At 66.9% G+C, this 24687-nt stretch carries 21 protein-coding genes; 13 read left to right on the forward strand and 8 right to left on the reverse strand.

The window, feature by feature from the left end; all coding sequences use genetic code 11:
• Window positions 1-38: 38 nt before the first annotated feature.
• From ABZ789_RS09795 to ABZ789_RS09805, 3 genes are all read left to right on the forward strand, one after another.
• Window positions 39-1808 (forward strand): penicillin-binding transpeptidase domain-containing protein, encoded by a 1770-nt coding sequence (locus ABZ789_RS09795; protein WP_358422573.1) that lies wholly within the window; start codon window positions 39-41, stop codon window positions 1806-1808.
• A gap of 77 nt (window positions 1809-1885) precedes the next feature.
• Complete coding sequence (locus ABZ789_RS09800) at window positions 1886-3562, forward strand: NTF2-like N-terminal transpeptidase domain-containing protein (RefSeq protein ID WP_358422576.1); 1677 nt, start codon at window positions 1886-1888, stop codon at window positions 3560-3562.
• A 28-nt stretch (window positions 3563-3590) separates the two neighbouring features.
• A complete protein-coding gene (locus ABZ789_RS09805) occupies window positions 3591-4328 on the forward strand; it encodes a sulfite exporter TauE/SafE family protein (protein WP_358422579.1) in 738 nt (245 codons plus the stop codon).
• Between the two features lie 10 nt (window positions 4329-4338).
• Here the strand turns inward: ABZ789_RS09805 and ABZ789_RS09810 are convergent, their stop codons facing one another.
• From ABZ789_RS09810 to ABZ789_RS09830, 5 genes are all read right to left on the reverse strand, one after another.
• Window positions 4339-5811 (reverse strand): peptide MFS transporter, encoded by a 1473-nt coding sequence (locus tag ABZ789_RS09810; RefSeq protein ID WP_358422582.1) that lies wholly within the window; start codon window positions 5809-5811, stop codon window positions 4339-4341.
• Between the two features lie 101 nt (window positions 5812-5912).
• A complete protein-coding gene (locus ABZ789_RS09815) occupies window positions 5913-6302 on the reverse strand; it encodes a DUF3054 domain-containing protein (protein ID WP_358422585.1) in 390 nt (129 codons plus the stop codon).
• A 121-nt stretch (window positions 6303-6423) separates the two neighbouring features.
• Window positions 6424-6978 (reverse strand): YceI family protein, encoded by a 555-nt coding sequence (locus ABZ789_RS09820; RefSeq protein ID WP_358422588.1) that lies wholly within the window; start codon window positions 6976-6978, stop codon window positions 6424-6426.
• Between the two features lie 88 nt (window positions 6979-7066).
• A complete protein-coding gene (locus ABZ789_RS09825) occupies window positions 7067-8188 on the reverse strand; it encodes a YbhN family protein (protein WP_358422591.1) in 1122 nt (373 codons plus the stop codon).
• Between the two features lie 108 nt (window positions 8189-8296).
• Complete coding sequence (locus ABZ789_RS09830) at window positions 8297-9781, reverse strand: adenylate/guanylate cyclase domain-containing protein (protein ID WP_358423136.1); 1485 nt, start codon at window positions 9779-9781, stop codon at window positions 8297-8299.
• A gap of 175 nt (window positions 9782-9956) precedes the next feature.
• On the opposite strand from ABZ789_RS09830, the gene ABZ789_RS09835 reads away from it, so the two are divergent.
• Genes ABZ789_RS09835 through ABZ789_RS09845 form a run of 3 tightly spaced genes read left to right on the forward strand, consistent with a single transcriptional unit; the run spans window position 9957 to window position 12477 of the window.
• A complete protein-coding gene (locus ABZ789_RS09835) occupies window positions 9957-11099 on the forward strand; it encodes a DUF5931 domain-containing protein (protein ID WP_358422594.1) in 1143 nt (380 codons plus the stop codon).
• 59 nt (window positions 11100-11158) lie between these two features.
• Entirely contained in the window at window positions 11159-11785 is a 627-nt protein-coding gene (locus ABZ789_RS09840) for a response regulator transcription factor (RefSeq protein ID WP_358422597.1), read from the forward strand.
• A gap of 41 nt (window positions 11786-11826) precedes the next feature.
• Window positions 11827-12477, forward strand: a complete 651-nt coding sequence (locus ABZ789_RS09845) for a DUF1707 domain-containing protein (RefSeq protein WP_358422599.1) — start codon at window positions 11827-11829, stop codon at window positions 12475-12477.
• A 50-nt stretch (window positions 12478-12527) separates the two neighbouring features.
• Here ABZ789_RS09845 and ABZ789_RS09850 read toward each other — a convergent pair whose 3' ends face one another.
• The 3 genes from ABZ789_RS09850 to trmB are packed head-to-tail and all read right to left on the reverse strand — an operon-like array spanning window position 12528 to window position 17356.
• Window positions 12528-15875: an MMPL family transporter gene (locus ABZ789_RS09850; protein WP_358422601.1), complete on the reverse strand. Its 3348-nt coding sequence runs from the start codon at window positions 15873-15875 to the stop codon at window positions 12528-12530.
• Between the two features lie 9 nt (window positions 15876-15884).
• Window positions 15885-16577 carry an NYN domain-containing protein gene (locus ABZ789_RS09855; RefSeq protein ID WP_358422603.1) on the reverse strand — a complete coding sequence of 231 codons (693 nt, stop codon included), beginning with the start codon at window positions 16575-16577 and terminating at the stop codon, window positions 15885-15887.
• Complete coding sequence (gene trmB / locus ABZ789_RS09860; RefSeq protein ID WP_358423139.1) at window positions 16574-17356, reverse strand: tRNA (guanosine(46)-N7)-methyltransferase TrmB; 783 nt, start codon at window positions 17354-17356, stop codon at window positions 16574-16576. The genes ABZ789_RS09855 and trmB overlap by 4 nt, the downstream gene beginning before the upstream one ends.
• Before the next feature lie 97 nt (window positions 17357-17453).
• Here trmB and ABZ789_RS09865 point away from each other — a divergent pair, with 97 nt between their 5' ends.
• From ABZ789_RS09865 to ABZ789_RS09895, 7 genes are all read left to right on the forward strand, one after another.
• Window positions 17454-18071, forward strand: coding sequence for a hypothetical protein (locus ABZ789_RS09865; protein WP_358422606.1), 618 nt, complete (start codon window positions 17454-17456; stop codon window positions 18069-18071).
• 89 nt (window positions 18072-18160) lie between these two features.
• Window positions 18161-19405 (forward strand): hypothetical protein, encoded by a 1245-nt coding sequence (locus tag ABZ789_RS09870; protein WP_358422609.1) that lies wholly within the window; start codon window positions 18161-18163, stop codon window positions 19403-19405.
• Between the two features lie 36 nt (window positions 19406-19441).
• On the forward strand, window positions 19442-19822 hold the full coding sequence (locus ABZ789_RS09875; protein WP_358422612.1) for a DUF6802 family protein: 381 nt from the start codon (window positions 19442-19444) through the stop codon (window positions 19820-19822).
• A 277-nt stretch (window positions 19823-20099) separates the two neighbouring features.
• Window positions 20100-21932, forward strand: coding sequence for a phosphoenolpyruvate carboxykinase (GTP) (locus tag ABZ789_RS09880; RefSeq protein WP_358422615.1), 1833 nt, complete (start codon window positions 20100-20102; stop codon window positions 21930-21932).
• 213 nt (window positions 21933-22145) lie between these two features.
• On the forward strand, window positions 22146-22826 hold the full coding sequence (locus ABZ789_RS09885) for an isochorismatase family cysteine hydrolase (RefSeq protein ID WP_358422618.1): 681 nt from the start codon (window positions 22146-22148) through the stop codon (window positions 22824-22826).
• Window positions 22823-23749 (forward strand): polysaccharide deacetylase family protein, encoded by a 927-nt coding sequence (locus ABZ789_RS09890; RefSeq protein ID WP_358422620.1) that lies wholly within the window; start codon window positions 22823-22825, stop codon window positions 23747-23749. Before ABZ789_RS09885 ends, ABZ789_RS09890 begins: the two co-directional genes overlap by 4 nt.
• A complete protein-coding gene (locus ABZ789_RS09895; protein WP_358422623.1) occupies window positions 23746-24678 on the forward strand; it encodes a hypothetical protein in 933 nt (310 codons plus the stop codon). Before ABZ789_RS09890 ends, ABZ789_RS09895 begins: the two co-directional genes overlap by 4 nt.
• Window positions 24679-24687 lie beyond the last annotated feature (9 nt).

Raw genomic sequence — 24687 nt, forward strand, 5'->3', positions numbered from 1 at the left:
CTACCTGCGGTAACAGGCACGGGATGGAAAGAGCAGGCATGATCGGGATCGTGCGTATCCGACTGCTGAGCCTCGGCGTCGCGGCAGCGACGGTGTTGTCGCTGCCCGCGTGCGCGATCGGTCCCGATCAGCCGGAGACGGTCGCGGAGGACTTCGCCGCCGCTCTCGACGCCGGCGACGTACCCGCGGCAGCGGCACTGACCACCGATCCGGCGGGGGCGGAAGCAGCCATCGACGCTCTCTTCGAAGGGCTCGGCAACAGCGATCCCACCGTGACCGTCGCGGGAACGGGTGACGGCGACACGTTCGACCTCGACGTTTCCTGGAACTTCGGGGAGGGCCGGGATTGGTCGTACCGGACCGCCGGTAGCGCCGCGGAAGACCCGGCAGCCGACGCCTGGCGGGTGCGGTGGGATCCGGCGGTGCTCGCCCCGGAACTTGCAGGTGGGGCATCGCTGCAGTACCTGACGACGGCCGGCGCCCCGCCGACGATCTTCGACCGGGCCGGGCGGCCGCTGATGGGCGAGCAGGCCGTCACCGTCGTGAACGTCGATACCACCGCCGATCCCGCCGCGGTCGCGCCTCTGCTGGCGACTGTCGTCCCGACCATCACGGCCGAGAGCCTCGCCACGCAGGTCGCAGGGGCCGACGGCGGCGCCGCAGGGGTGATCACTCTGCGGGAGGATGACCTCGCCCCCATCCGGGAGCAGCTCACCGCGCTGCCCGGCGTGACGCTCTCACCGCAGGCTCGATTGCTCACCGTCGATCGTGCCCTCGCCTCACCCGTGTGGGCCGGTCTCGCCGAGCTCTGGCAGGAGGGGCAGGACGCCTCGGCCGGCTGGGTGGTACGGCAGGTCGCGTCCGACGGGACGACCGCACAGGTCGCCGGCGAATCAGGCCCGGAGGCTCCCGACCTGACCAGCACGATCGACCTCGACCTGCAACGACGAGCCGAAGACGCGCTCGCCGCGATCGATACGCCGGCGGTGATCGTCGGGATCGAACCTGCGACCGGTGCGATCCGCACGATGGCCCAGAATGCGGCGGCCGATGCCGAAGGACCGGTGGCGGCCACCGGCCTGTATCCGCCGGGTTCGACATTCAAGGTCGTGACGACGTCCGCGGCACTGCAGGCCGGGCTCGCCGAACCCGACACCGTACTGCCCTGTCCGGGCGTCGCCTCCATCGGTTCGCGCACGATCCCCAACGACGAGAGTTTCGATCTTGGGCAGGTGCCTCTGCACACCGCGTTCGCATTCTCGTGCAATACGACGATGGGCCGGCTCGCCCTCGATCTTCCCCCGGATGCGTTGCGTGCAACGGCCGAGAAGTTCGGGCTCGGCATCGACTACGTAACGCCCGGTCTCGTCACGGTCACCGGCAGCGTGCCGGTCGCCGACACCGACGCGGCCCGCGTGGAAGCAGCCATCGGGCAGGGGCAGGTGACGGCGTCCCCGTTCGGTATGGCACTGGTCGCCGCGTCTGTCGCGAACGGCCGGACGCCTGCTCCCATGCTCGTCGAGGGGCAGCCCGCCACAGCGGACCGAGACGTCGAACCGATCCCGGAGAATGTCCTTGCCGCAGTACGAGAGATGATGCGCGAGACGGTGATCGAGGGTACAGCCGGTACGTTGCGTGACATCCCCGATCTCGTCGGGAAGACAGGGACGGCGGAGTACGGTGACAACGTCGGGGCACACGGATGGTTTATCGGTTCACAGGATAATCTTGCCTTCGCGGTGTTCGTGGCAGGGGCGGACGGCTCGGCTCCCGCAGTGGAGGCAGCGGGCCGATGGCTGAGGGGGTAAGGCAGTGGACCAATCGTGATCTGTTCGTGTGCAACGTGTGCTGGTATCTCGTGTGGCTGAAGTGAAGGTTCTTGCATATGAGATTTCGTGAGTGGCGGGGGAAGTGGTGGCGCATCGGCGCGCTCGCTGTCGTCCTCGTCGTGGCTGTCGTGACTCTGACGACGGTCGTCTTCGCGGATTCTCGCAGTGAGGCACAACGCCTCGTCGACGACTTCGTCGCCGCCCTGGACGATCGCGACGCCGCTGCGGCGGCGGCGCTGACCTCCTACCCGAACGCGGCCGAGGGAACCATCGCTCAGATGTACGACGGTCTGTCCGAGGGCACCGTCGACTACGAGCTCACTCAGCTCGTCGAACTCAACGAGGAATCGGGGTATTTCACCCTCTCCGCAGCATGGAACTTCGGTGAGGGCAAGGACTGGTCGTATCAGGTCAACGGTGCGGTGCGGAAGCTCGCAGTCGGCTGGCGCGTGTCCTGGGATCCGGAGGTCGTCGTGCCCGACCTGTCCGGTGGACGCACAGTCCATCACGTGCGCACCGATGCCGCACCCCCCAAGATCTTCGACCGCACCGGGCGTCTGCTCATGGAGGAACAGACCATCAACGCCGTGGTGCTCGACCCTGCGGCGATGCCCGATCCCGTCGACACCACCAATCGCCTCGCTGCGGTGCTCGCGCCTGTCGCGCCCGTCATCACCGCGCAACTGATGCAGGAACGGATGCAGGACGACCCCGGCAACCGGGTCACCGCCGTCAAGCTCCGTGACGAGGACTATCAGTTCCTCGCGGACGCTATCGCGTCGATCCCCGGGGTCGAGGTTCTGACGACACCGACCCTGATCAGCGCCGACCGTCGGATCTCCACGCCTCTGCTCGATTCGCTGCGTTCGGCCTGGCAGCTCGAGCGCGACCGCACGGCGGGCTGGGCGGTCACGCTCGAAGACCCCGAGAGCGATCCGATCCAGGTGGCCGGTTTCCAGGGTCCGCCCCCGCCCGATCTTCACTCCACCTTCGATTCACAGGTGCAACTCGCCGCGAAGGAAGCGGTCGTCACGGCGGGCACTCCGGCCGCGCTGGTCGCCATCCAGCCGTCGACCGGCGGGATCCTCGGCGCCGACGTCAACAACTGGGCGATGGAACTCGGTCCCGTCCTCACCCACGGCCTCTACCCTGCCGGGGGGGTTCTCGACCCGGTTCGGCTGGCGGCCGCACTCCAGCGCGGTGTCGATCCCAAGGACGTGAGCTCGGAGGATATCGGCGAGACCGCCCGTAGTCTCGGGCTCGGCGCGAACTACGAGGTGCCCGGATTCGACTTCGAGACGGCACAGATCGGCAACACCCGATCCGGTGTGGTCCAGTTCGCCGGCTCGGATTCGGACGAAGATCTCGTCAGTCCCCTCGGTGCCGCGGTGCTGGCGGCATCGGTCGCACGGGGCAGCGCCGCTGCGCCGATGATCGTGCAGGGACAGGAAGCGACCGTCCACGACGCTCCGGAACAGTTGCCGGGCCCGGTGATCGATGCTCTGCGCGGCATGATGATCGACAACGTCCAGAACGGTCCTGCTTCCTTCCTCCGCGGACATGCCGGCCTCGCAGGTATCGCTGCGGGTAGTGGCGACGATCGGTGGTTCTTCGGTTACACCGGCGATCTTGCCTTCGCGGTGTTCGTCGCCGATGCGGACGGCGGCGACCGGGCGATCAAGATGGCCGATACCTTCCTGCGCAAGCTCGGCGAACCGTTGGTCGGCGACTGACCTATCCCACACGGTACGTTGGGCGACCGTGACGGTCCTCGACGTGACGCTCCTGGTGGTCGCCGGATTTTTCGCAGGTGTTGTCGGGTTCGTCACCGGGCTCGCGTCCCTCGTCTCCTATCCGGCGCTGCTCGCTGCCGGTCTCTCGCCGGTCGCTGCGAACGTCACCAACACCGTCGCAATGGTGGGTGTAGGTGCCGGCGCACTGACCAACTCGGCGCGGGAGGTCGTGGATACCGGCCCCCGGGTGTGGTGGTGGACGCTCTATGCCGCACTCGGCGGAGCGACCGGGGCGGTCGTCCTGCTCGTCGCCCCACCGGGTTCGTTCGAGGCGGTCGTGCCCGGGCTCGTTGCGCTGGCTGCGCTGGCCCTGTTGCTCCAGCCGCGCATCCGCAGGTCGGCGGGCGGCCGCGACCTTCCGAAGGTGTTCGCGGTGTCGGTGTTCGTCGTCGCGGTCTACGGGGGCTATTTCGGTGCCGGAGCCGGCGTGGTCTTCCTCGCCCTCGTGCTGATCTGCACCTCCGAGCAGATCTGGCGCGCGAGCATCCTCAAGAGCTACCTGCTCGGCGTCGCGAACCTGGTCGCCGCGATCGGCTTCGCGATCTTCGGCCCCGTGCACTGGGTCGCGGCGGCCGCGATGGCGCTCGGAGCATTCGCCGGCGGGTGGTGCGGCCCGCCCCTGGTCCGGCGGATACCGCCGGACCTGTTGCGGGTGACGATCGCGTTCGCAGGGTTCGGACTGGCGTTGTGGCTCGCGCTCCGCTGAATCTCGCCGGTCACTGCACGCCGTGCATGAGCGTCTTGATACGCGGAGCGAACAGCGCGAGCACGACGCCCACCGCGATGGAGGCTCCGCCGATCCACAGGTAGTACGGCACTTCGTTGTTCTCGTCGTAGAACCCGGCGAGAGTACCGGCCATGGCAGTGCCGCAGGCGACCGACAGGTAGAACAACGCGACCATCTGCGTGTGGAAGTTCTTCGGTGCCAGCTTCGTCGACAACGACAATCCGACAGGGGAGAGGAACAATTCGGCGAAGGTGAACAGCAGGAGGATGCCGACCAGCCCGAGCAGCGGGGCGCTGTTGGCGCCGCCGCCGGACATCGGGATGAAGCACAGGAAGGCGATGCCCATGATGATCGTGCCCGCTGCGAACTTCACGGGCGAGGACGGCTGGCGATCCCCGAGCTTGGTCCAGGCAGTAGCGAAGACACCTGCGAACAGGATGATGAAGACCGGATTGATCGACTGCACCCACGACGGCGGGAACTCCCACCCGAACAGATCTCGATTCAGACGAGTATCGGCGTACACGGCGACCATCGTGAACTGCTGCTGGAAAAGTGACCAGAACACGGCACTTGCGATGAACATCGGGATGAACGAGAGCACCCGGCTGCGCTCGATCGACGTGATGTGCTTGCTCGACAACATGATGACGAAGTAGGTGACGGTCGCGACGATCGTGAGGATGACGACGATGTCGGACAGGTTGCCGGTCGTGATGAGTCCGGTGAGCGCGAAGACCGCGATGAGAACGATCGCTGCCACACCGACTGCGGCCACGCGCGGGCGTGCATGCGCGGGCAGTGGGTGCGGCGGCACCTTGCCGATCTCGCCCAGATGCTTGCGATAGATGGTGTACTGCAGCAGGCCGAGGAACATGCCCACCGCGGCGAGGGCGAAGCCCCAGTGGAAGCCGTAGCGCGACTGCAGGAAGCCGGTGAGCAGCGGTCCGACGAGCGCACCGATGTTCACTCCCATGTAGAAGATGGAGAAACCTGCGTCGCGGCGGGTGTCGTGTTCGTCGTAGAGATCGCCGACGATCGATGTTGCTGTGGCCTTGAGGCCACCGCTACCGACTGCGATGAGGACCAAGCCTACGCCGACGCCGGCGAATCCGGGCAGGACCGCGAGCGCGATGTGGCCGAACATGATGAGCACAGCGCTGTAGAACAGGGTGCGTTCGGAGCCGAGCAACCGGTCGGCGATCCACGCGCCGAGGATCGTCGACAGGTACACCGTGCCGCCGTAAGCGCCGACGATGGAGGTTGCGGCAGCCTGACTGATCCCCAGTCCACCCTCGGATACCGAGTAGTAGAGGTAATAGATCAGGATGCCCTGCATGCCGTAGAAGGAGAATCGCTCCCACATCTCGACACCGAACAGATTGGCCAGGGGCAGGGGTTGGCCGAAGAATCGATGGTCGGATCGGGAGCCGGGCAGGGTGGGCGGCTCGATCGTGGACATATTTTCCACTGTGACACTGTGTGGGCGGCACGCGCGACGCAATCAGGAGAGATCACATCGCGGGTGCTCGTGTGACTCTCTACGTCATACGAGAAGCCTGGTCAGCGGGATGAGCCGACGTGCACCTTGCGGCGCTGCACTGCGCGGGCCACGAGGCGCCATCCCACGAGAAATACGCCCAGGAAGATCGTGGCCACGATGATGAATGGGGTAGCGGTGCCTTGGCCGGTGATGGCGCGCAGCAGCATTCCGGCCACGAGCGTGCTCACCCACACCAGCAGGCCGGTGGGAACGGCCGCGAAGGCGTCGAACTTGTCGCGGTAGAGCCCCGCGGTGAGGAACCATCCGACGGTGAGTCCACCGAGGAACGGCCATGCCGTCCCTGCGAGTCCCACCAGGTCGAGCACTTCGTTGTGACTGGAACGACCGAGAACGGCGAATACGACGACGAGAACGACGTCGAGCACCAACGCCGGGGTGTACTTCTTCACGGGTCCAGGGTACCGGCGGCGTCAGGCGAGCCGGATCGCCGATGGGTATCTCCGAGCACGGAACGTGGCTACAGTGCACGGAACGCCTCCCCCGTAGGAGAGGCGTTCCGTGTGGGAGGGGTCAGGCCTGCAGACCGGCCTCGATTTCGAGGGTGATCGTGATCTTGTCGCCGACGACGGCGCCGCCGCCTTCGAGCGGCATCTCGATGCTGATGCCGAAGTCCTTGCGGTTGATGACGGTGGTGGCTTCGAAGCCCGCGACCGGGCCTTGGCCCATGCCGGGGTTGACACCGTTGTACTCGAGCTTCAGTTCGACCGGTCGGGTGACGCCGTGCAGGGTGAAGTCGCCCGTGACGACGTAGTCGTCACCGTCGGCGCGGATGCCGGTGGAGGCGAAGGTGGCGACGGGGAACTGCTCGGCATCGAAGAAGTCGGCCGAGCGGACGTGCGCGTCGCGGTCGGCGTTCTTGGTGTTGATCGAATCGACGTGGATCTCGGCGTTCACCGAGGCGGTGCCGTCCTCGGCGACGGTGATGGCTCCCGAGAAGTTCTCGAAGGTGCCCCGGACCTTGCTGACCACGAGGTGGCGGACGGTGAAGCCCACGTTCGAGTGGACAGGGTCGATGACCCAGGTGCCGGTGGTCAGGCCCGGGAAGGTGGCTGTGGCGGTGGTCATGATGACTCCTCGATTGATTCAACTTTCAACTTCTTGCCTGCAACCCTGCCACCGAATAGTTGCGTGCGCAACTAGAGTGTGGTGTGTATCACACCGGGTCTGGGTTCTCGACGGGACGGCGACGCCGCTCGAGGGCGCTGCGCTCGTGCTCCGCCCGCTCGGCGATCGGATCGATCTCGTCGCTGCCGTTGCCCCGGTACATCGCGCCGACCGTGCTCCAGCCCGCCAGTGCCACGAAGGCGAAACTCACCATCCGGTACACGAAGACCGAAGCCAGCGACTGTGAGGCGCTCAAGCCGGCAGCGGTGAGGGTCGCGATCAGAGTGCCGTCCACGAAGCCCAGGCCGCCCGGTGCGAGCGGCACGCTGCCGACGGCCTTCGCTGCCGCGAAGGCGATGAACAGGCCGGCCACCGAAGGGGAGCCACCCACAGCCCAGCATGCGAGCCCGAGGCAGGCGACGTCGGCCGATCGGTGCACGGCCGACCATGCGACCGCGGCCAACGCGTCGCGACGCGCGAGGTCGACGGCCTCGAGCTGGGCGAGGGTGCGCTCGAAGAGGTCGAAACCGGTGTCCTTCGGCTTTCTCGTGATCCGGTTGATCCGCCTGAGAATCCATGTCCCCGCCGATTCGATCGACGACGGATTCTTCGAGACATACCGGAGTCCGTAGATCAGCGCGACGGCCCCGGCGAGCGACAGCACGAGGGTGACGGGACTGATCCGGCTGCCGACTGCGAACGCGCCGATCATGCCCACCGACGCCAGCGTCACCGCTGCGATGACCCCCGAGACGGCGAGCTGCCACGAGGCGACCACAGGGGTCGCGCCCCACTTGCGTGTCTGCTTGTAGGTGAAGGCGGTGGAGAAGACCGGCCCCGCCGGCAGGGTGACGGCCATGGCCGTGCTGCCGTAGATCACCGACGCCGACCGCCAGTGCCCGACGTGCACCCCACCCGCGTGGAGTAAGCGTTGCTGCACCCCGGCGAACCCGCTGAGGGAGATCATCTGGGCCAGCACACACGCGGCGAACCAGCCCCAGTTCATCTCGGAGACCGCGCGCCACGAATCGCTCATCGTCGGCCACAGATAGATCGCCTCGACGGTCAGCAGGGCGACGAGCGCGACTGCCGACACCCACTTGACCCACCGGAACGAGCCCCGGCGCGGCGTGGCGTCGGGGCATGGAGGATCGTCGTGCGGCTGCGCCACGCTGTTCACCGTAACCGACGGCAGAGGCGCGGAGAGGGGACTCTCGATGTGCGGACCCGCAGGCCGGTGCGGACGAAAGGGCTGTCGGTCGTCGGAGAATGTGTCCGATCAGTCCGATTCGTTCGATTCTCCGGAGGCTTCGGGATAGCGCACCGGCCACGCGAGATGCGTCATCCGTCGCCTCCCGCGCAGCTGCACCTCGTCGCCGAGTTCCCAGTGGCCACGCTCCTCGTCGTCCGCGAAATACAGGGCACTCGACGAAGCAAGAACCCTGCTCGGACGCAGTTTTGCGAGTTCGGTCAGGCGTGATGCCTCGTTCACCGGGTCGCCGATGACCGTGTATTCGAACCGCTCCGCAGCGCCGATGTTGCCGGCGACCGCGAGGCCCGCGGAGACGCCGATTCCGACGTCGAGATCGGTGATCTCGTCGAGAGCAAATCGCAGTTCGCGTGCGGCCGCGAGAGCCGCCGTAGGGGCGTCCGGGCGGTCGAGAGGAGCGCCGAAAATCACGAGTGCGGCATCGCCCATGAACTTGTTGACGAAACCGTTGTGCCGATCCACCACTTCGACGACGACACGGAAGAACTCGTTCAGCAGTTCGACGACCTCGTTCGGCGGTCGCTCGGCCGCCGTCGCCGTGGACCCCACCATGTCGACGAACAACACCGCGACGTACCGCGTCTCGCCGCCGAGTTCGGTGCCGTACTGCAGGGCCCGGCGAGCGACGTCCTCGCCGACATGCTGACCGAACAGCTCCCGCAGACGTCTGCGCTCGTCGGACTCGGTCATCATCCGGTTGAAGCCGACCTGCAGGCGCCCGATCTCGCTGCCGTCGAACACCTCGACCTGCACTCCCGACGCGCCGCGCTGCACCCTTTCGATCGCCCAGCGCAGCTGCTTGATCGGGTCGGAGATCTGCGCAGACGTGAGCAGCGACAACACCAGCGCCAATCCGATCGACGTCACCGCCAGCGCGAGCACGGACAGTGCGAGCGCATCGGCGTCGAAATCGGTGTTCGCACTGAGCTGGGTCACGCACAGCAGCACGATGCCGGCGACCGGCATCAAAGTGCCCAGTCCCCAGGTCATGGCCAGGCGCGTGCCCACACCGGGAGCCATCGTCCGGTCGAAGTTCCCTTCGCTCAGCGCGCGTGCGGCGACCGGACGCAGGATGCGTTCGCCGAGCATGTACGTGAAGCCGAACGTGCTGGTCGCGGCCATCGCGACGGTGACCGAGACCGCCACCGCGAGCGAGGGCATCTCTTCGGCGGTGAGGAAGACGAACAGCACACCCCCGAGCAACCACAGGCCGAGATGGACGATCGCCTGCCGGAGTGGGGCGTGCAGTGCCGCCATCTGCTCCGCGCGGGTGGGTGGCCCGCCGCGCAGCTGCCACCGCACGACCGCACGCAACATGATCGCTGCGGCGCTCAGGCTCACGATGCCGGCGAAGGCCAGGTACACCGCGAAAACCGCGAAGTTGCGGACGCGATCGGCCACGATCGCCTCCGTCTCGGAGATCGGGATCCCGTAGCGGACGAAGGCGAACACCAGCAGCGCACCGAAGAGATTCGAGGCGCCCATCGAGACCATGTAGAGCGGCCACCGACTCCGGAGAGTGGCGGCGACAGCTCGGTACGACCTCAGCACGACTTCAGATCAAACCATTGTGCGGACGGTCACAGGATGGGGCGGTCACCGTACACGCCCCCGGAGTGGTTGGATTCACTCGCCATGCCCAGCGTGACGAAAGGTACGAAAAGTACAGATGAGGCCGTCCCGGACCGGTCCCGACGCGGACGCACCGCTCTGGCGGGCCGCTCAGGTCTTCCGGCTGGTAACCGTCGTATACGCGGTGGGCTCCCAATTCGCGATGGTCGTGAACTACACCCGGCCGAACCTGTCGTGGTTCTTCACCGGGGTGCTCGTGGCGTGGTCGCTCGTATCGGCGGTGCTGCTCTCCCGTGAGGGACGGTCGCGCCGCACGGTCGCTGCGGTAGACCAGATCGTTGCCGTGGCGCTGATGGCAGCCACCAGGCTGGTCGCCGACCACGACTGGTACAGCAACCACCAGACCATGCCGACCACCTTGTGGGTGGCCAATGCCGTCCTGTCGGCCGCGATCTTCGGCGGGCCTCCGGCCGGTATCGGATCGGCGATCCTGATGTCGGTGGTCAGTGCGGTCGTACGCGATCAGATCAACCTCGACCTGTGGCGGGACGCCACGGCACCGGTGCTCGCCGCGTGTGGCGTGGCGATGGGCTTCGCCACGACGACCGCCCGCCGTGCGCATCGGCAGCTCGAGGAGGCTGTCCGCGTAGCAGCAGCGATGGAGGAACGCGAACGACTCGGCCGACAGGTACACGACGGCGTATTGCAGGTGCTCGCGCTCGTGCAGCGGCGGGGTCTCGAGCTGGGCGGAGACGCGGCGGAACTCGCCGCGATGGCACGCGAACAGGAGGCCGCGCTGCGGCAGTTGATCTCCGAGCAGAACACCGATGTCGATCGCGGTGGCGAGAACACCGACCTCACGGCGATGGTGCGTGCCTTTGTCGGTGCAGCCGCGACCGTGTCGGCGCCTGCCGATCCGATCATGATCGCCCGAGCGCGCGCGGAAGAACTCACTGCGCTCGTCTCCGCAGCACTGTCGAACACCGAACTGCATGCCGGTGCCGACGCTGCCGTGTACGTCCTCGTCGAGGATCTCGGTGACGAGATCGTGCTCAGCATCCGCGACGACGGTGTCGGGATCGAACCGGGCAGACTCGACGAAGCTCGCAGGCAGGGGCGTATGGGGGTGTCCAAGTCGATCGTCGGCCGCGCGGAATGGCTCGGCGGGGTCGCACTGCTCGACAGCACCGCGGGAGAGGGAACCGAATGGGAGATCCGGGTGCCGAAGGGAAATGAGTGACCGAGACCAACGCGGAAGCACACGGGAACACCACACGGAAACCGGCGACAGTCACTGTGATGGTGGTCGACGACCACCCGATCTGGCGTCACGCGGTCGGTCGTGACCTCGAAGACGCCGGATTCACCGTGGTCGCCGAGGCCGACGGGGTCGCGAGTGCCGCACGTCGTGCCGCGGTCGTCCGCCCCGACGTCGTGCTCATGGACATGGCGATGCCCGACGGCACCGGCACCGAGGCGACCCGTGCCGTCCTCGATGTCTCCCCCGACAGTCGAGTGCTCGTACTGTCCGCCTCGTGCGAACGCGCCGATGTTCTCGGTGCGGTGAAGGCCGGGGCGTCCGGTTACCTCGTCAAGAGCGCGTCGGTGCACGAACTCGTCGACGCGGTCCTCGCAACCGCGCGTGGGCAGGCGGTCTTCACTCCCGGATTGGCCGGACTCGTGCTCGGTGAGTATCGCCGCATGTCGAACGATGTCGTCGATCGCCGGTCTTCCCCGACTCTCACCGGCCGTGAGACCGAAGTACTGCGATTGGTCGCGAAAGGACTGTCTGCGAAGCAGATCGCCGCGCGGCTGACCCTCAGCCACCGCACGGTCGAGAATCATGTGCAGGCGACGCTGCGCAAACTGCAACTCGCCAACCGGGTCGAACTCACCCGCTACGTCATCGAGCAGGGACTGGAGTGACGGGAGAGAGCCGACCCGCGACTCCCATTAAGCTGACGCGCATGGAATCGAAGGATCTGCGGGTGTCGGACGCCGAACGCGAGCACGTCGGGGAACTTCTGCAGCGTGCGGTAGGGCAGGGAATGCTCTCGCTCGGTGAGTTCACAGAACGGATGGACACCGTGCTCGCCGCCAAGACTCGCGGCGATCTGAATCAGGTCCTCGTCGACCTTCCGGGTATCCAGATCCGTCCCGAATTCCAGGATCAGTACCTGCCCGGAATGCCGCAGCAGCACTATCCTGCGCCGACCACAGGTGCGTTCCCGGCAACCGGTCAGGGCGCTCCTGCCCTCATCAAGGGTCGTGTCTCCAGCGTCGAGCGGAAGGGCCCCTGGCACGTGCCGCCCGCCATCGCCTTGGACACCGTCGCATCCTCGGTCACCCTCGACTTCACCGAGGCGGTGATGCAGACGCAGGTGGTGCGGATCGACGTGAACGACTACCTCAGTTCGATCACGATCCTGCTGCCCGCGGAGGCGACGGCCGACGTCAACGGCGTGGAGAATGTCGCGTCGAGCGTGTCGTCCAAGGTGCGCGGCGGGCCGCCGTACGGACCGCTTCATCTCATCGTGACCGGCAAGGTCCGCTGCGGAAGTGTCAACGTCACGCACCCGCTGTCCACGCGCATGCGGAAGTTCTTCAACGGCAACTGACCGATAACCCGAGGCGACCCGCGAGCGAGTCGCCTCGGGTTCGTGATCCGTCAGTCGCGGCGCTGCCGAGCGATCAGTTCGTTCACGCTGATGGAGTGGCCGCTCTCGGGCCCGTGCCGTCCCGGGCCCCGGGGATCCGATCTGCTCGGGTCGGGCTGGGACTCGTCCGGGCGCTGTTCCGGCCGGTCGGAACCGCCCGGTCGAGGCGGCCCTTCGGCAGCCCGGGGGCGTGGTGGCAATGGCGGACGAGGTGTGCCCTGCGCCGGTGGCCGCTGCGGTGCGCCCTGCGGGTGCGGTGGCTGGGGTGCGCCCTGCGCCGGTGGCCGCTGCGGTGCGCCCTGCGGAGGCGGTGGCTGCGGTGCGCCCTGCGCGGGCAGTCGCTGCGGTCCACGCGGTGCGGGCGGCCGCTGCGGCGCACCTTGCGCGGGTGGCCGCTGCGGTGCGCCCTGCGCGGGTGGACGGACCTGCCCAGGTGCGGGTGGCCGCTGTGTTTCCGGTGCGGGTGGCCGCTGTGTTTCCGATGTGGGTCGCGGACGCTGGGCGGAATGGTCTCCACCCGGCGAGGTGCGCCGCAGTTGCGACAGCCAGTTCTCGATCGGCTGTGGATCTCGTCCCCTGCCGGTGTCCGGGTCGTTCGGCCGTGCCGGTCCGCCCGGCGCCCCCGATTCGTCAGGACCGACAGTGGGCCGCACGAAGGATTGCGGCAACGGAGGCGGCACATCTCCACGCCGGCGGCGGGGTAGCGGCGGTGCGGACGAGGTCGGAGACGCTTCCGGAGCGCGCCGCTCGGGAGTTTCGGGTGCACCGTGCCGTGGCTCTTCGGCTGTATGCGGGGGAATGGACATATTGTTCTGCTCGTCTCCCTGAGCCCGGTCGTCCGGGCGGTGCCGCGGATCCGGGATCGGCGGCGAGGTGGTGGAGGGACGTCCCGGGCCTGCGGACGGCGTCGGGCGGCCGGTACCCGGCGGTACCCGTTCACCGTTCCGCGGTGCGGGTGGGCGACCGGCGGCCGGCGGACGGACACCGGCCCGGCCGGGAACCTGGCGCCGTGCCGACGGCGGTGTGAGATCGCGGAGCTTGCGTTGTTCTGCGGCCGGCCGCGGCGGGGCGATCTTGGGCAGCGGCTGTGTCAGATCCGAGCCGCCGTCGAACGTACCCGCAGGGAAGCGATGCCCACCTGTGGCCGAGACCGTTGCGGGACCGAACATGCCGACGGTGATGAGTTCGGGAACATCCTCGGGCATGAGTTCGTCGGCGAGGATCGGTTCACCCAGACCGATCTTCTCCTGGATCCGCTTCATCCACGCGGGCGCCCACCAGCAGTCGTCACCGAGCAGCTTCATCACAGCGGGCACAAGGAACATGCGGATGACAGTCGCGTCGATGATGAGAGCGGCGATCATGCCGAACGCGATGTACTTCATCATCACCAGTTCGGAGAACCCGAAGGCGCCGGTGACGACGATGAGGATCAGAGCAGCCGCGGTGATGATGCGGCCGGTGTGGGCGGTACCGATACGGATCGACTCGGTGGTGCTCGCCCCCATCGATCTCGCCTCCACCATTCTGGAGAGCAGGAACACCTCGTAGTCGGTCGACAGGCCGTACACGATCGCGATGATCAGCACGAGCACCGGGGACATGATCGGTCCCGGGGTGAAGTTGAGCAGGTCCGCGCCGTTGCCGTCGATGAAGATCCAGGTGAGGATGCCCAGGGTCGACCCGAGACCCAGGGCGCTCATCAACACGGCCTTGATCGGGAGCACGAGCGATCCGAAGGCCAGGAACATGAGCAGGGTCGTCAGCAGGACGACCACCACGACCATCAACGGCAGCGTCTCGAGCAGGGCCGCGATCGAGTCCTGTTCGATCGCCGGGGTGCCGCCGACGAGCACTTCGACGCCTTCCGGCCATTCGGCCGCGTGCAGATATTCGATGGTGGCGGCGGACTCGTTGCGGTCGGTCAGGCCGGCTTTGAGGACGCGCACGCCGTCCTTCGCGGGGCCGGTGATCGTGAACTTCTCGACGAGACCCGGAGCCTCACTGGCCGTTGTGATGATCTTGTTGAGATCGCCGCCCTCGGCGCCGCGGACGACGAGTTTGACCGGCTCGGCACGCTGACCGGGGAACAGTTCGTCGAAGGTCTCCTGCGCGACACGCGTGGGGTGCTCGGGTGGCAGGTAGGTCTCGTTGATGCCGCCGAACTTGATGCCGGTCAGCGGCATGATGAGCAGCAACAGACCGATGACCGTGGGGATCGTCACCTTCATCGGGTTGACCATCACCCACCGGCACAGGCGGCCGAGGAAGCTGTTCTCGACCTGCTCGTTCGACTGGATCTGGCCGAAGCGCTTCATGCCGAACTTGTCGATGCGCTTGCCGAGGATGCTCAGGATCGCAGGCAGGATCGTGATGGACAGCAAAGCCGCCAGCGAGACCGCGGAGATCGCGCCGTATGCGACCGACTTGAGGAAGCCCTGGGGGAACAACACAAGACCACCGAGGCTCGTGACCACCATGGTCGCCGAGAACACCACGGTGCGACCTGCTGTGATGACGGTACGTCGCACCGCTGCCGCGGTGTCGTAGCCTTCGGCGAGTTCTTCACGGAATCGCGACACCATGAACAGGCCGTAGTCGATCGCCAGACCCAGGCCGATGAGCGAGACGACCGGTGCGACGAACGAGTTCACCTCGGTGAAGTTGGTGATCAAACGGACGATACCGTTCGCGGCGATGATCGTCAGGCCACCGGTGATCAGCGGCAGCGCCGCCGCGACCACGCCACCGAAGACGAAGAACAGAAGGATGCCGACTGCGGGGATCGCGAGGATCTCCATGCGCTTGATGTCGTTGGCCATCGTGTCGTTCAGCGCGCCGGAGATCGGTTGCAGACCGGCGAGTTGCACGTCGACACCGTCGATGTAGAACTCGTCCTTGACGTCGCGGAAGTTGCCGGTCAGTTCTGTGTCGTTCTCACCGGCGATGGCGACCGACGCGATGGCGTGCTGTCGCGACGGATCGGCCAGCGTCGGCAGCGACGGCGCGTTGTCGGTGGGCCAGTACGCGCCGTTGATCTTGAGAATTTCCTCGGGATGGTCGGTGACCAGCGAGTTCAGGCTGTCCTTGACCTTCGCGGCGAATTCCGGGTCGTCGACCGTCTTGCCCTCGGGTGCCGTGTAGAGCACCAGCACGTCGCCCATGGTGTCGCGGCCGAAGGTGCCGTCGGCGAGCTTGGCAGCGGCCACGGACTCGGAACCGGGATCGTCCCAGCCGCTCTGACTGAGGTGATCGTTCAAGCTCAGGCCGTACCCGGCGAGCCCGAGCAGCGCCGCGACCATCACCGCGATGACGGTGAAGCGCGCACGGTAGACGAGCTCTCCCCAACGGTCGAACACGTAAGTCTCCTATTCGGCGACGCTCTTGCGCCCCACGAGGAGAGCAGAAAGCGGTCGGAACGGCTGCAGCCAGGCACCCTCGTCGGGCAGCGATTCCAGGCTGACGCGGGGCAGCGGTTCGCGGAAGACACCGGGAATGTCCTCGAGGTCGAGGAACTCGATGATCTCCGAGGTCACCGCCCAGCTGGCGTGCTCGCGGAATCCGAGCACCGTGGTGGCGACACCGTCCTGCGCGAGCAACTCGAGGGGTTCGCGGAAGGCCTGGCCGTCGGCGGAGGCCACCATCACACCGGCGAGACCCTCGCGGTGCCTCAGCTCGATGTGGCGCAGCATGTCGGAATCGACGTCGCTGTCCTCGTCGATCTTCGGCTTGGCGAACACCGCGAAGCCCACATTACGCAGCGCCTCGACCCAGGGGCGGACGACATCGGCGCTGCCCGGTGCGATGTTGGTGAAGACCGTGGCCTCGGCTTCGAGCGGGGCGGAATGCTGACGCGACAGTTCGGCGGTGCGCCCGAGCAGCCACCGGCCGAGAGCGTCGAAGCGCGGGCGGTATGCCGCCGTCGGCCGGCCGCCGAGGATCGCGCCGAGGCCCATATCGAGATTGGGGGCGTCCCAGACGAGCAGGACCTTACGAGCCGGCTCGACGCCGTCGATCGCGGGGGAGTCGGTCACGCCGGAGAGCTCTTCGTGGACACTCATGCTCCGATCTTCCCCCAAACGAACTCGTTGATCGCGCTACCCACCTGATGTGCCTTGTCCTCGAACTTCGTGACGGGCCGCTCGAGACTGATGGGTGCGGTGCCGGAGAACCGGGCGAGCCGCGGCTCGGCGTCGCCCACCTCGGCGATGGCTTCGGCGTAGTCGGCGTGGTCGGTGGCCACGTGCAGTATTCCGCCGGGCTTCAACCGGTCGGCGATCAGGGCGAAGGTGGGGGCTTGCAGGAGCCGGCGCTTGTGGTGACGAGCCTTCGGCCACGGATCGGGGAAGAACACGCGCACGCCGGTGAGCGACTCGACGGTCAGCATCTTCTCGAGCACCTCGACGGCATCGCCGCGCAGGATACGCAGATTTGTGACCGGGGCGTCGCTGTCATAGGTGCGCTCGATGCTCTGCAGGGTCTGCGCGATGCCCGGCTTGTAGACCTCCACCGCGATGAGATTCACTTCCGGCTCGGCCTGGGCCATCGCCACCGCAGCAGTTCCCGTTCCGGATCCGATCTCGAGAACGAGCGGTGCCGACCGGCCGAACCACGCTTCGACGTCGAGTGGCTCGTCGCCGACCTCCTTGCCGAGTTCGGGCCAACGACGGTCCCAGCACTGCTGCTGGGGATCGGTCAGCGATCCACGGCGGGACCGGAAACTCGTCACCCTGGGGTACAGGCGATTCCCGCGGGTCGGGCGCTCGTCGAGCGTCTCGGTGGTGTGCTGATCGGCTTCGTTCACGCGTCCATTGTCGCGTATCTCCGGAGTGTGTGGCAGGAGTGACCGAAGTGACCACAGTGTTTTCTCAGGAAGTCTGCGTTCGCCCTCTCACACGCGGTCTCTCTGTCACAATCTCGGCGACGATCGGGGGATCATGACGGGGGACCTGTGGTATGGCCTCGCTGCGGAGGTGGAGCAAGTCGACGTGCAGGCCGGGCGCGCCCTGCGCAAAGCATTGGCCGGGCACGCGGCTCCGATGAGGGTGCAGGTTGCCGGGCGCGCGGGTACCGGTCGGGCAGTGGTCGAGGCACGAGTGCGAGAGGCGCTGTCCACCGAGGCGGACGCCGGCCCGCTCGTCGTCAGGGTGACGGTCGATGCACCCGACGCTCCCGACCCGGTGCTCGACGCCGATCTCGTCGTCTACGTCGTGCCCCGCCGCCTGGAACCGGCAGTTGCGCACCCTGCCGACCGTGCCGCGCTCGCTGCCGTCGATCCTCGACGGGTCGTCCTCGTGGTGTCCGGTGAGGGTGATGTCGCCGAGTATGCGACCGTCGTCGACGCGATGGGGATAGCGCGGGAACAGGCGGTCGCGCTCGGCGACGATCCGCTTCTCGGGGAGCGGATCGCCGCGCGCACGGCTCTCGCCCGCGACCTGCGCGACGAGGAACTCGCCCGGGTCGCCGCCGGAATCCCGGCCTCGCCGCGCGTACGGGAACTCGTCGAACAGGTCTTGGACCTCGTGAACCCCGCATGCGCCCCGGGGCAATGGTGAACGCAGCCGACGATGTAATACGCCGATGGAACCCGCGCGGATGGATACAGCTGCACGAGCCACCCGCGACCGGTGTTCGGGTCGTCGGAGTGCCGGGCTCCGGGGCGGGCACATTGGCGTCGGAACTGCGGCAACTGGGCGGGATCGACATCGTGAACGGCGGACGTGCGGCCGTCACGCTCGTCGTGCTCGAACCGTCGGCCGTGATCGGGCGAACCGAGATCGAACTCGTGCGTATCGCAGCCACCGAGTCGACCGAAGTGGTGTGCGCCCTCACGGGGATCGACCGCGTTCCCGGCCGGCGTGCGATTCGCGACGCCGACATCGAGATCCTGCATCGGCACGCACCGTGGCTGATGCGAGTCGTAGTGCTGTCCCTGTCTGCGGACGCGGCGCGGCGCGCACGGGAGCCGCTCGGCCGCGACGAGGCAGGAATCGCCGATCTGCGGGACGTCCTGATCGCAGCCGTCCGGGCCACGCACGACCCGCGACGCGCACGTTCTGCGGTCGTCGCGGCCACACGGCTGATGATCGACGAGGAGATCGAACGTCTGGCCGCGGAGGACGACGAAGCGGACCTGCGTGCGGAACGCGCACGTCTCGCCACCGCTGCCCCTCCTTCGACACCCGGTCCCGACGTGCGCAGGCTGCAGGTGATGCTGTTGCAGAACCTCGCGATCGGAGTGCGGGCCGCGTCCACCGCGACTCTCGAAGTACTCGAGACCGCAGGCGTGGACGAGGCGGTCCGGATGATCGACTCCCGTGTCGATGACCTGCGCGCGAGGCTCGTCCACGAGATGGGACGGCTCGCGCCGGGCATCGAGGCGCCGGAGATCACGCGGACGCCACGCCCGGCCGATGCCGCACGTTCGCTGGAGGACACGCTGACGCTGGTGTTCGGAGCTTCGGCGGGTGCGGGTCTCGGGAGGTTGCTCGTCACCCCCTTCGGGAACCTGCCGGGCTGGATGTCGCTGGTGGTCGCGCTGGTATGTGCGGTCCCGGCCGCGGGCTGGCTGATGCGGATCCGGCGGCGCATCGCGTACCGGGAACGGATGCGCCGTTGGATCACCGACGAGTTCGCCACCGTGCGCGCGGAGCTCGACACCTGGGTCCGCACCAGCATTCACGAGGCCGAAGTGCAGTTCGCCGCCGGCTCGGCCGCCGCCCGCGACCGATGTGCGACCCGCGTGCGCGAGCGGGTCGCTGCCCTCGATGGGGAGATCGCTCGTCGCCGCGGAGAACGGCGTGCGCGCGTCGCGGCGTGTGAACGCGACTCGAGGGCGCTCGGGCACGCGCCGGAACCGCGTGGCGTCGCTGCGCGTCCAACCGCATAGGGCGACCCGGCGAGCGCCGGGGCCGGAAAGGAAACGATGGCCGAACTCGCTGATGGATCGGGCGGGGCGCCCGTTCCGTCCGACGATCCGTTCGACCCCTCCGCACTCGATCCGGCAGAGGTGGCGGCGTGGGCCGATCTCTTCGGCGCGACCACCGACCTCGACGGTGACGGTGTCGCCGAGACAGTTGTCGTCGACAGCGAAAGCTGGGGCGTCGGCGACGAATGGGGTGAGGGCCTCGTCGTCGCCACCGACAGCGATCTCGACGGCAGCTGCGACCGGCTCTCGGTGTTTGCGGACGACGGCCGTTACGGCGTCTGGGAATACCGTCGCGAGCTCGAAGGATCGGGTCGCTGGAGTCGTCTCGACACAGGTAACCTGGAATACGACATACAACACGGAGAGGCGTCGAAGTGATCCATCTCCGGCTGCGCAAGTGGGGGAGGGGGCGGTATTGTGCGCGGGCTCTGAATCGTTCTTGTGATATTTCCGACCGGCCCCGAGTGACGCTGGTCGGCCTCCCGACGCTAACCTCTATGAAAAGGACATCCGGCGCCTACTTCGACTGTTCGGCCACGGACGATGTAGGTGGTACCCCTGCCGAGAGGGGAAAGCCCGGATCTACCACTGTCTGCGCCGCAAAGTGCAGGTCGGAGGTGGGATCCGGTTCCGGGCACACCCCAGGAGAGTTTTGATGACCTCAGCGACCATTCCCGGTTTGAACGGTACCGACGACAAGATTCCGACCAAGCATGCCGAGTTGCTTGCCTGGGTCCAGGAGATTGCCGAGCTCACCCAGCCCGATCGCGTCGTATGGGCCGACGGCTCCGATGAGGAATGGGACCGTCTGACCTCTCTGCTGGTGGAAGCCGGCACCTTCACGCGTCTGAACGACGATAAGAAGCCGAACTCGTTCCTCGCGCACTCGGATCCGTCCGATGTTGCCCGCGTCGAGTCGCGCACCTTCATCTGCTCGAAGAACGAGATCGACGCGGGCCCGACCAACAACTGGGTCGACCCCGACGAGATGCGCGCCACGATGACCGAGCTGTACCGCGGCAGCATGCGGGGACGCACCTTGTACGTGGTGCCGTTCTGCATGGGCCCGCTCGGTGCCGACGACCCGAAGCTCGGCGTCGAACTGACCGACTCGGAGTACGTCGTCGTCTCGATGCGCATCATGACCCGGATGGGCACCGCAGCGCTCGAGAAGCTCGGCACCGACCGTCCGTTCGTCAAGGCGCTGCACTCGGTGGGTGCTCCGCTCGCGCCCGGCCAGCAGGACGTTCCGTGGCCGTGCAACGACACGAAGTACATCACCCACTTCCCCGAGACCCGTGAGATCTGGAGCTTCGGCTCGGGCTACGGCGGCAACGCCCTGCTCGGCAAGAAGTGCTACTCGCTGCGGATCGCGTCGGCAATGGCTCACGACGAGGGCTGGCTCGCCGAGCACATGCTCATCCTCAAGCTCATCTCCCCCGAGGACAAGGCGTACTACGTCGCCGCGGCATTCCCGTCGGCGTGTGGCAAGACCAACCTCGCGATGATCCAGCCGACCATCCCCGGCTGGCGTGCCGAGACCCTCGGTGACGACATCGCGTGGATGCGTTTCGGCAAGGACGGCCGGCTGTACGCCGTGAACCCCGAGTTCGGCTTCTTCGGCGTTGCACCGGGCACCAGCACGGATTCGAACCCGAACGCGATGGCCACCATCGAAGCCGGCAACACCATCTACACCAACGTCGCCAAGACCGACGACGGCGACATCTGGTGGGAGGGCATCGGCGGCGAGACCCCGGCGCACCTCACCGACTGGCTGGGCAACGACTGGACCCCCGAGTCCGGCACCAATGCCGCGCACCCGAACTCGCGGTACTGCACCCCGATGTCGCAGTGCCCGATCCTCGCCCCCGAGTGGGACGATCCGCAGGGCGTGCCCATCTCGGCGATCCTGTTCGGCGGACGTCGTAAGACCACGGTGCCGCTCGTCAGCCAGTCCTTCGACTGGCAGCACGGCACCTTCCTCGGTGCGACGCTGTCGTCCGAGCAGACGGCCGCGGCCGAGGGCAAGGTCGGCAATGTCCGTCGTGACCCGATGGCTATGCTGCCGTTCCTCGGTTACAACGCCGGCGACTACCTGAACCACTGGATCACGCTCGGCAAGAACGCCGACGAGGACAAGTTGCCGAAGATCTTCTACGTCAACTGGTTCCGTCGTGGCGATGACGGCCGCTTCCTGTGGCCGGGCTTCGGCGAGAACTCGCGCGTGCTCAAGTGGATCGTCGACCGTATCGAGCACAAGGCCGGCGCCCAGTCCACGCCGATCGGGTACGTGCCCACGGCCGCCGACCTGACGCTCGACGGTCTCGACGTCGATCCGGCCGACGTCGACGAGGCTCTGAAGGTCGACGTCGAGGACTGGAAGGCCGAGATCGACGGCATCGCAGAGTGGTTCGAATTCCTCGGCGAGAAGGTGCCGTCCGGCATCCGCGACGAGTTCGAGGCCCTGAAGCAGCGCCTGGGCTGAACTGTCCCGTAACGACGAATGCCGCTTCCGGCTCGACCGGAGGCGGCATTCGTGCATTCAGGGGACGGCTCTAATTCCCATATTGTGAAGCTGATCGGCTGATTCGTGCCACATTGCGATTGTTTGTAACAATCGCTTCACACTATGGATTCACGATTCCCGCAATATGGTTCCTGAGCATCGCGCTCGGACAGCCACAAATGCGAGGAAATCATGACCGTCGATTGGAACGAAGAAGTAGCCGGCATCCGCGCCCTGCGCGCGTCGAGGACTCGGATCGGGGCGGGCGAGAACCCGGCCGTCGTCGTGGTGGACTTCCAGAAGGCGTTCACTCAACACGAGAAGTGCGGATCCACCGCACTCGACGCCGTGACCCACACTGCCGAACTCCTCGACGCCGCACGTGCCGCGCAGGTGCCTGTGGTCTTCCTCGTCGTGATTCTCGACTCCCTCGACGACCGGATGCTCGCGCAGCGCGTGCGATCGAGCCTGACCGAGGTCTGTGAGCGCGGAAATCCCTGGACGGAGATGCACCCGCTCCTCCCGGTCGCCGACACCGACCACGTCGTGGAGAAGACGGTGGCGAGCGGCTTCTACGAGACCAGGCTGCACGAGCTGCTGCAGTCGCTCGAGGTCGACGAGATCATCATGACCGGAACCAGTACGAGCGGTTGCGTCCGCGCCACCGTCGTCGATGCCGCCTACCGCAACTACCGGGTGAGCGTCGTCGAGGAGTGCGTGGACGACTTCCGGACACTGTCCGGAGAAGTCGCGCTGTGGGACATGCAGGACCGCTACGCCGATGTCGTCACCAAGGACGAGACGATGGAGCGACTTGCCGCGCTGGCGCGGGAACGCTCCGCGCATGGCGTCGCCGCGGGGCGGCCGTCGTGATCTCCCCGGAAGAGCGCCTCGTCTACAGTCCCATCACTGATCGGCCGCGGGTCACATGGCCCGACGGTAAGACCGTTGCCGTCTGGCACGCTCCGAACGTCGAGCACTACGACTTCGTCGCGCCCGGGGGCGGTGGACCCACCGGCCGTGCACCCAGCCCGGACCCTCAGCACTATTTCCACCGCGAGTTCGGAAACCGCGTGGGCTTCTGGCGGATGCTCCGCGCGATCGACGCATACGAGATCCCGTCCACCGTTTCGCTCTCACTGGTCGTTCTCGAGGAGTTCCCCGAGATCCGTGATGCGATGGCAGAGCGGAACTGGGAGATCATGAGTCACGGCATCTCCAACCTGCGACCGCTGTTCGGGCTCACGCCCGAGCAGGAGAACGAGTTCTATCGCCTCAATCAGGCTCTCGCGCAGAAGTATTGGGGAAAGCCGATCAAGGGCATGCTCGGGCCGCGAGTGTCCGGGACCGATGCCACCTGCGACCTCATGGCCGAACACGGGATGATCTACCACGCGGACTGGATCCACGACGAACAACCGCGACCGCTCCGCACCACCGGCGAGAGCAAGCTGGTGTCGATCCCGTACAGCTTCATGCTCAACGACTTTCCGATCGTCACCACCCGCAACCACACCGGGCGGTTCTTCGCCGATCAGGCAAAGGCGCAGGTGAGTCGCCTGCTGCAGGATGCCGAGGAGGACGGTCAGGCTCGCGTGACATGCGTGGCCACCCATCCGTTCGTCTCGGGACAACCGCACATGATCCGGTACATCGAGGAGATCTTCGACTTCCTGCGCAGCGACCCCCGGATCTGGATCGCCACAGCCGAAGAAATCAGCGAATACTACATCGAACACTTCTACGACGAGCAGGTCGCACACGCTGCCGCTCTCGCAGGTGAGGTCCAGGCATGATAATCGACGCTACCCGCAAGTTGATCGAGAATCCTTCCGATGCAGTAGTTTTTGCTCCGAATGTCACCATCACTCATGACGGGTTGCGGCCACCGCTCGTACTACCCGCCGGCAAGAAGCTGGCGGTGAGCCTGCTGCTCCATGCGCCGCAATATCAGGACACGATCGAGGCGGGTGACTTCGGGCCGGGGTACATCGCCGGCGGTGTCGGGCGAGAGGCCAACCCGCCCAAGGGGCAGGTCGCACGACTGTCCCAGTGGGATTTCGGGCTCACCGTCGGGATCTTCCGTCTGCTGTCCATCGCGGAGAAGCACGGCGTGCCGGCGGCGGTCGCGCTCGACGAGTACGGCGTGACCCGCAAGCCCGGACTCGCGCGCGCCGTCGCACCCCGTGCCGCCGAGATCGTCTGTCGGGGCCGCGCGGCAACGCTCGTGGTGAGTCCGCAGATGTCGGAAGAACAGGAGCGGTCCTACATCCGGGAGTCGAAGGCGTCCGTCGAGACTGCCACCGGTTCCACGGTGGCAGGGTGGTTCTCCCCCGAGAGATGCCAGTCGCAGAGGACTCCGCGCCTGCTCGCCGAGGAGGGCTTCGCGTGGTTCGGCGACTGGCCCGCCGACGAACGTCCGGTTCCGCTCGACGGCGCCGCAAACGGGCTCACGGCAGTGCCTTTCGGTCTGGAAACCGAGGACATGTTCGCGATGTACACGCGCAACCTTCCGTATCTCTCGTACGAGGACCTCGTCGACGAGACGGTGGACCAACTCGTCGCGGATGCAGACATCGTCGGTGGCAGGTTCCTCGGATTGAACTGGTTCGGTTGGGTTCTGGGTCAGGCATGTTACGCCGACGTCGCCGATCGCCTGCTCGGCCGACTGGCCTCCCGTGACGACGTGCTGTTCGTGACGCCGGCACAGGCGGCGGAGCTCTGAGCGCCCCCG

Source organism: Rhodococcus sp. NPDC047139 (assembly GCF_040643435.1).
Classification (GTDB): domain Bacteria; phylum Actinomycetota; class Actinomycetes; order Mycobacteriales; family Mycobacteriaceae; genus Rhodococcus.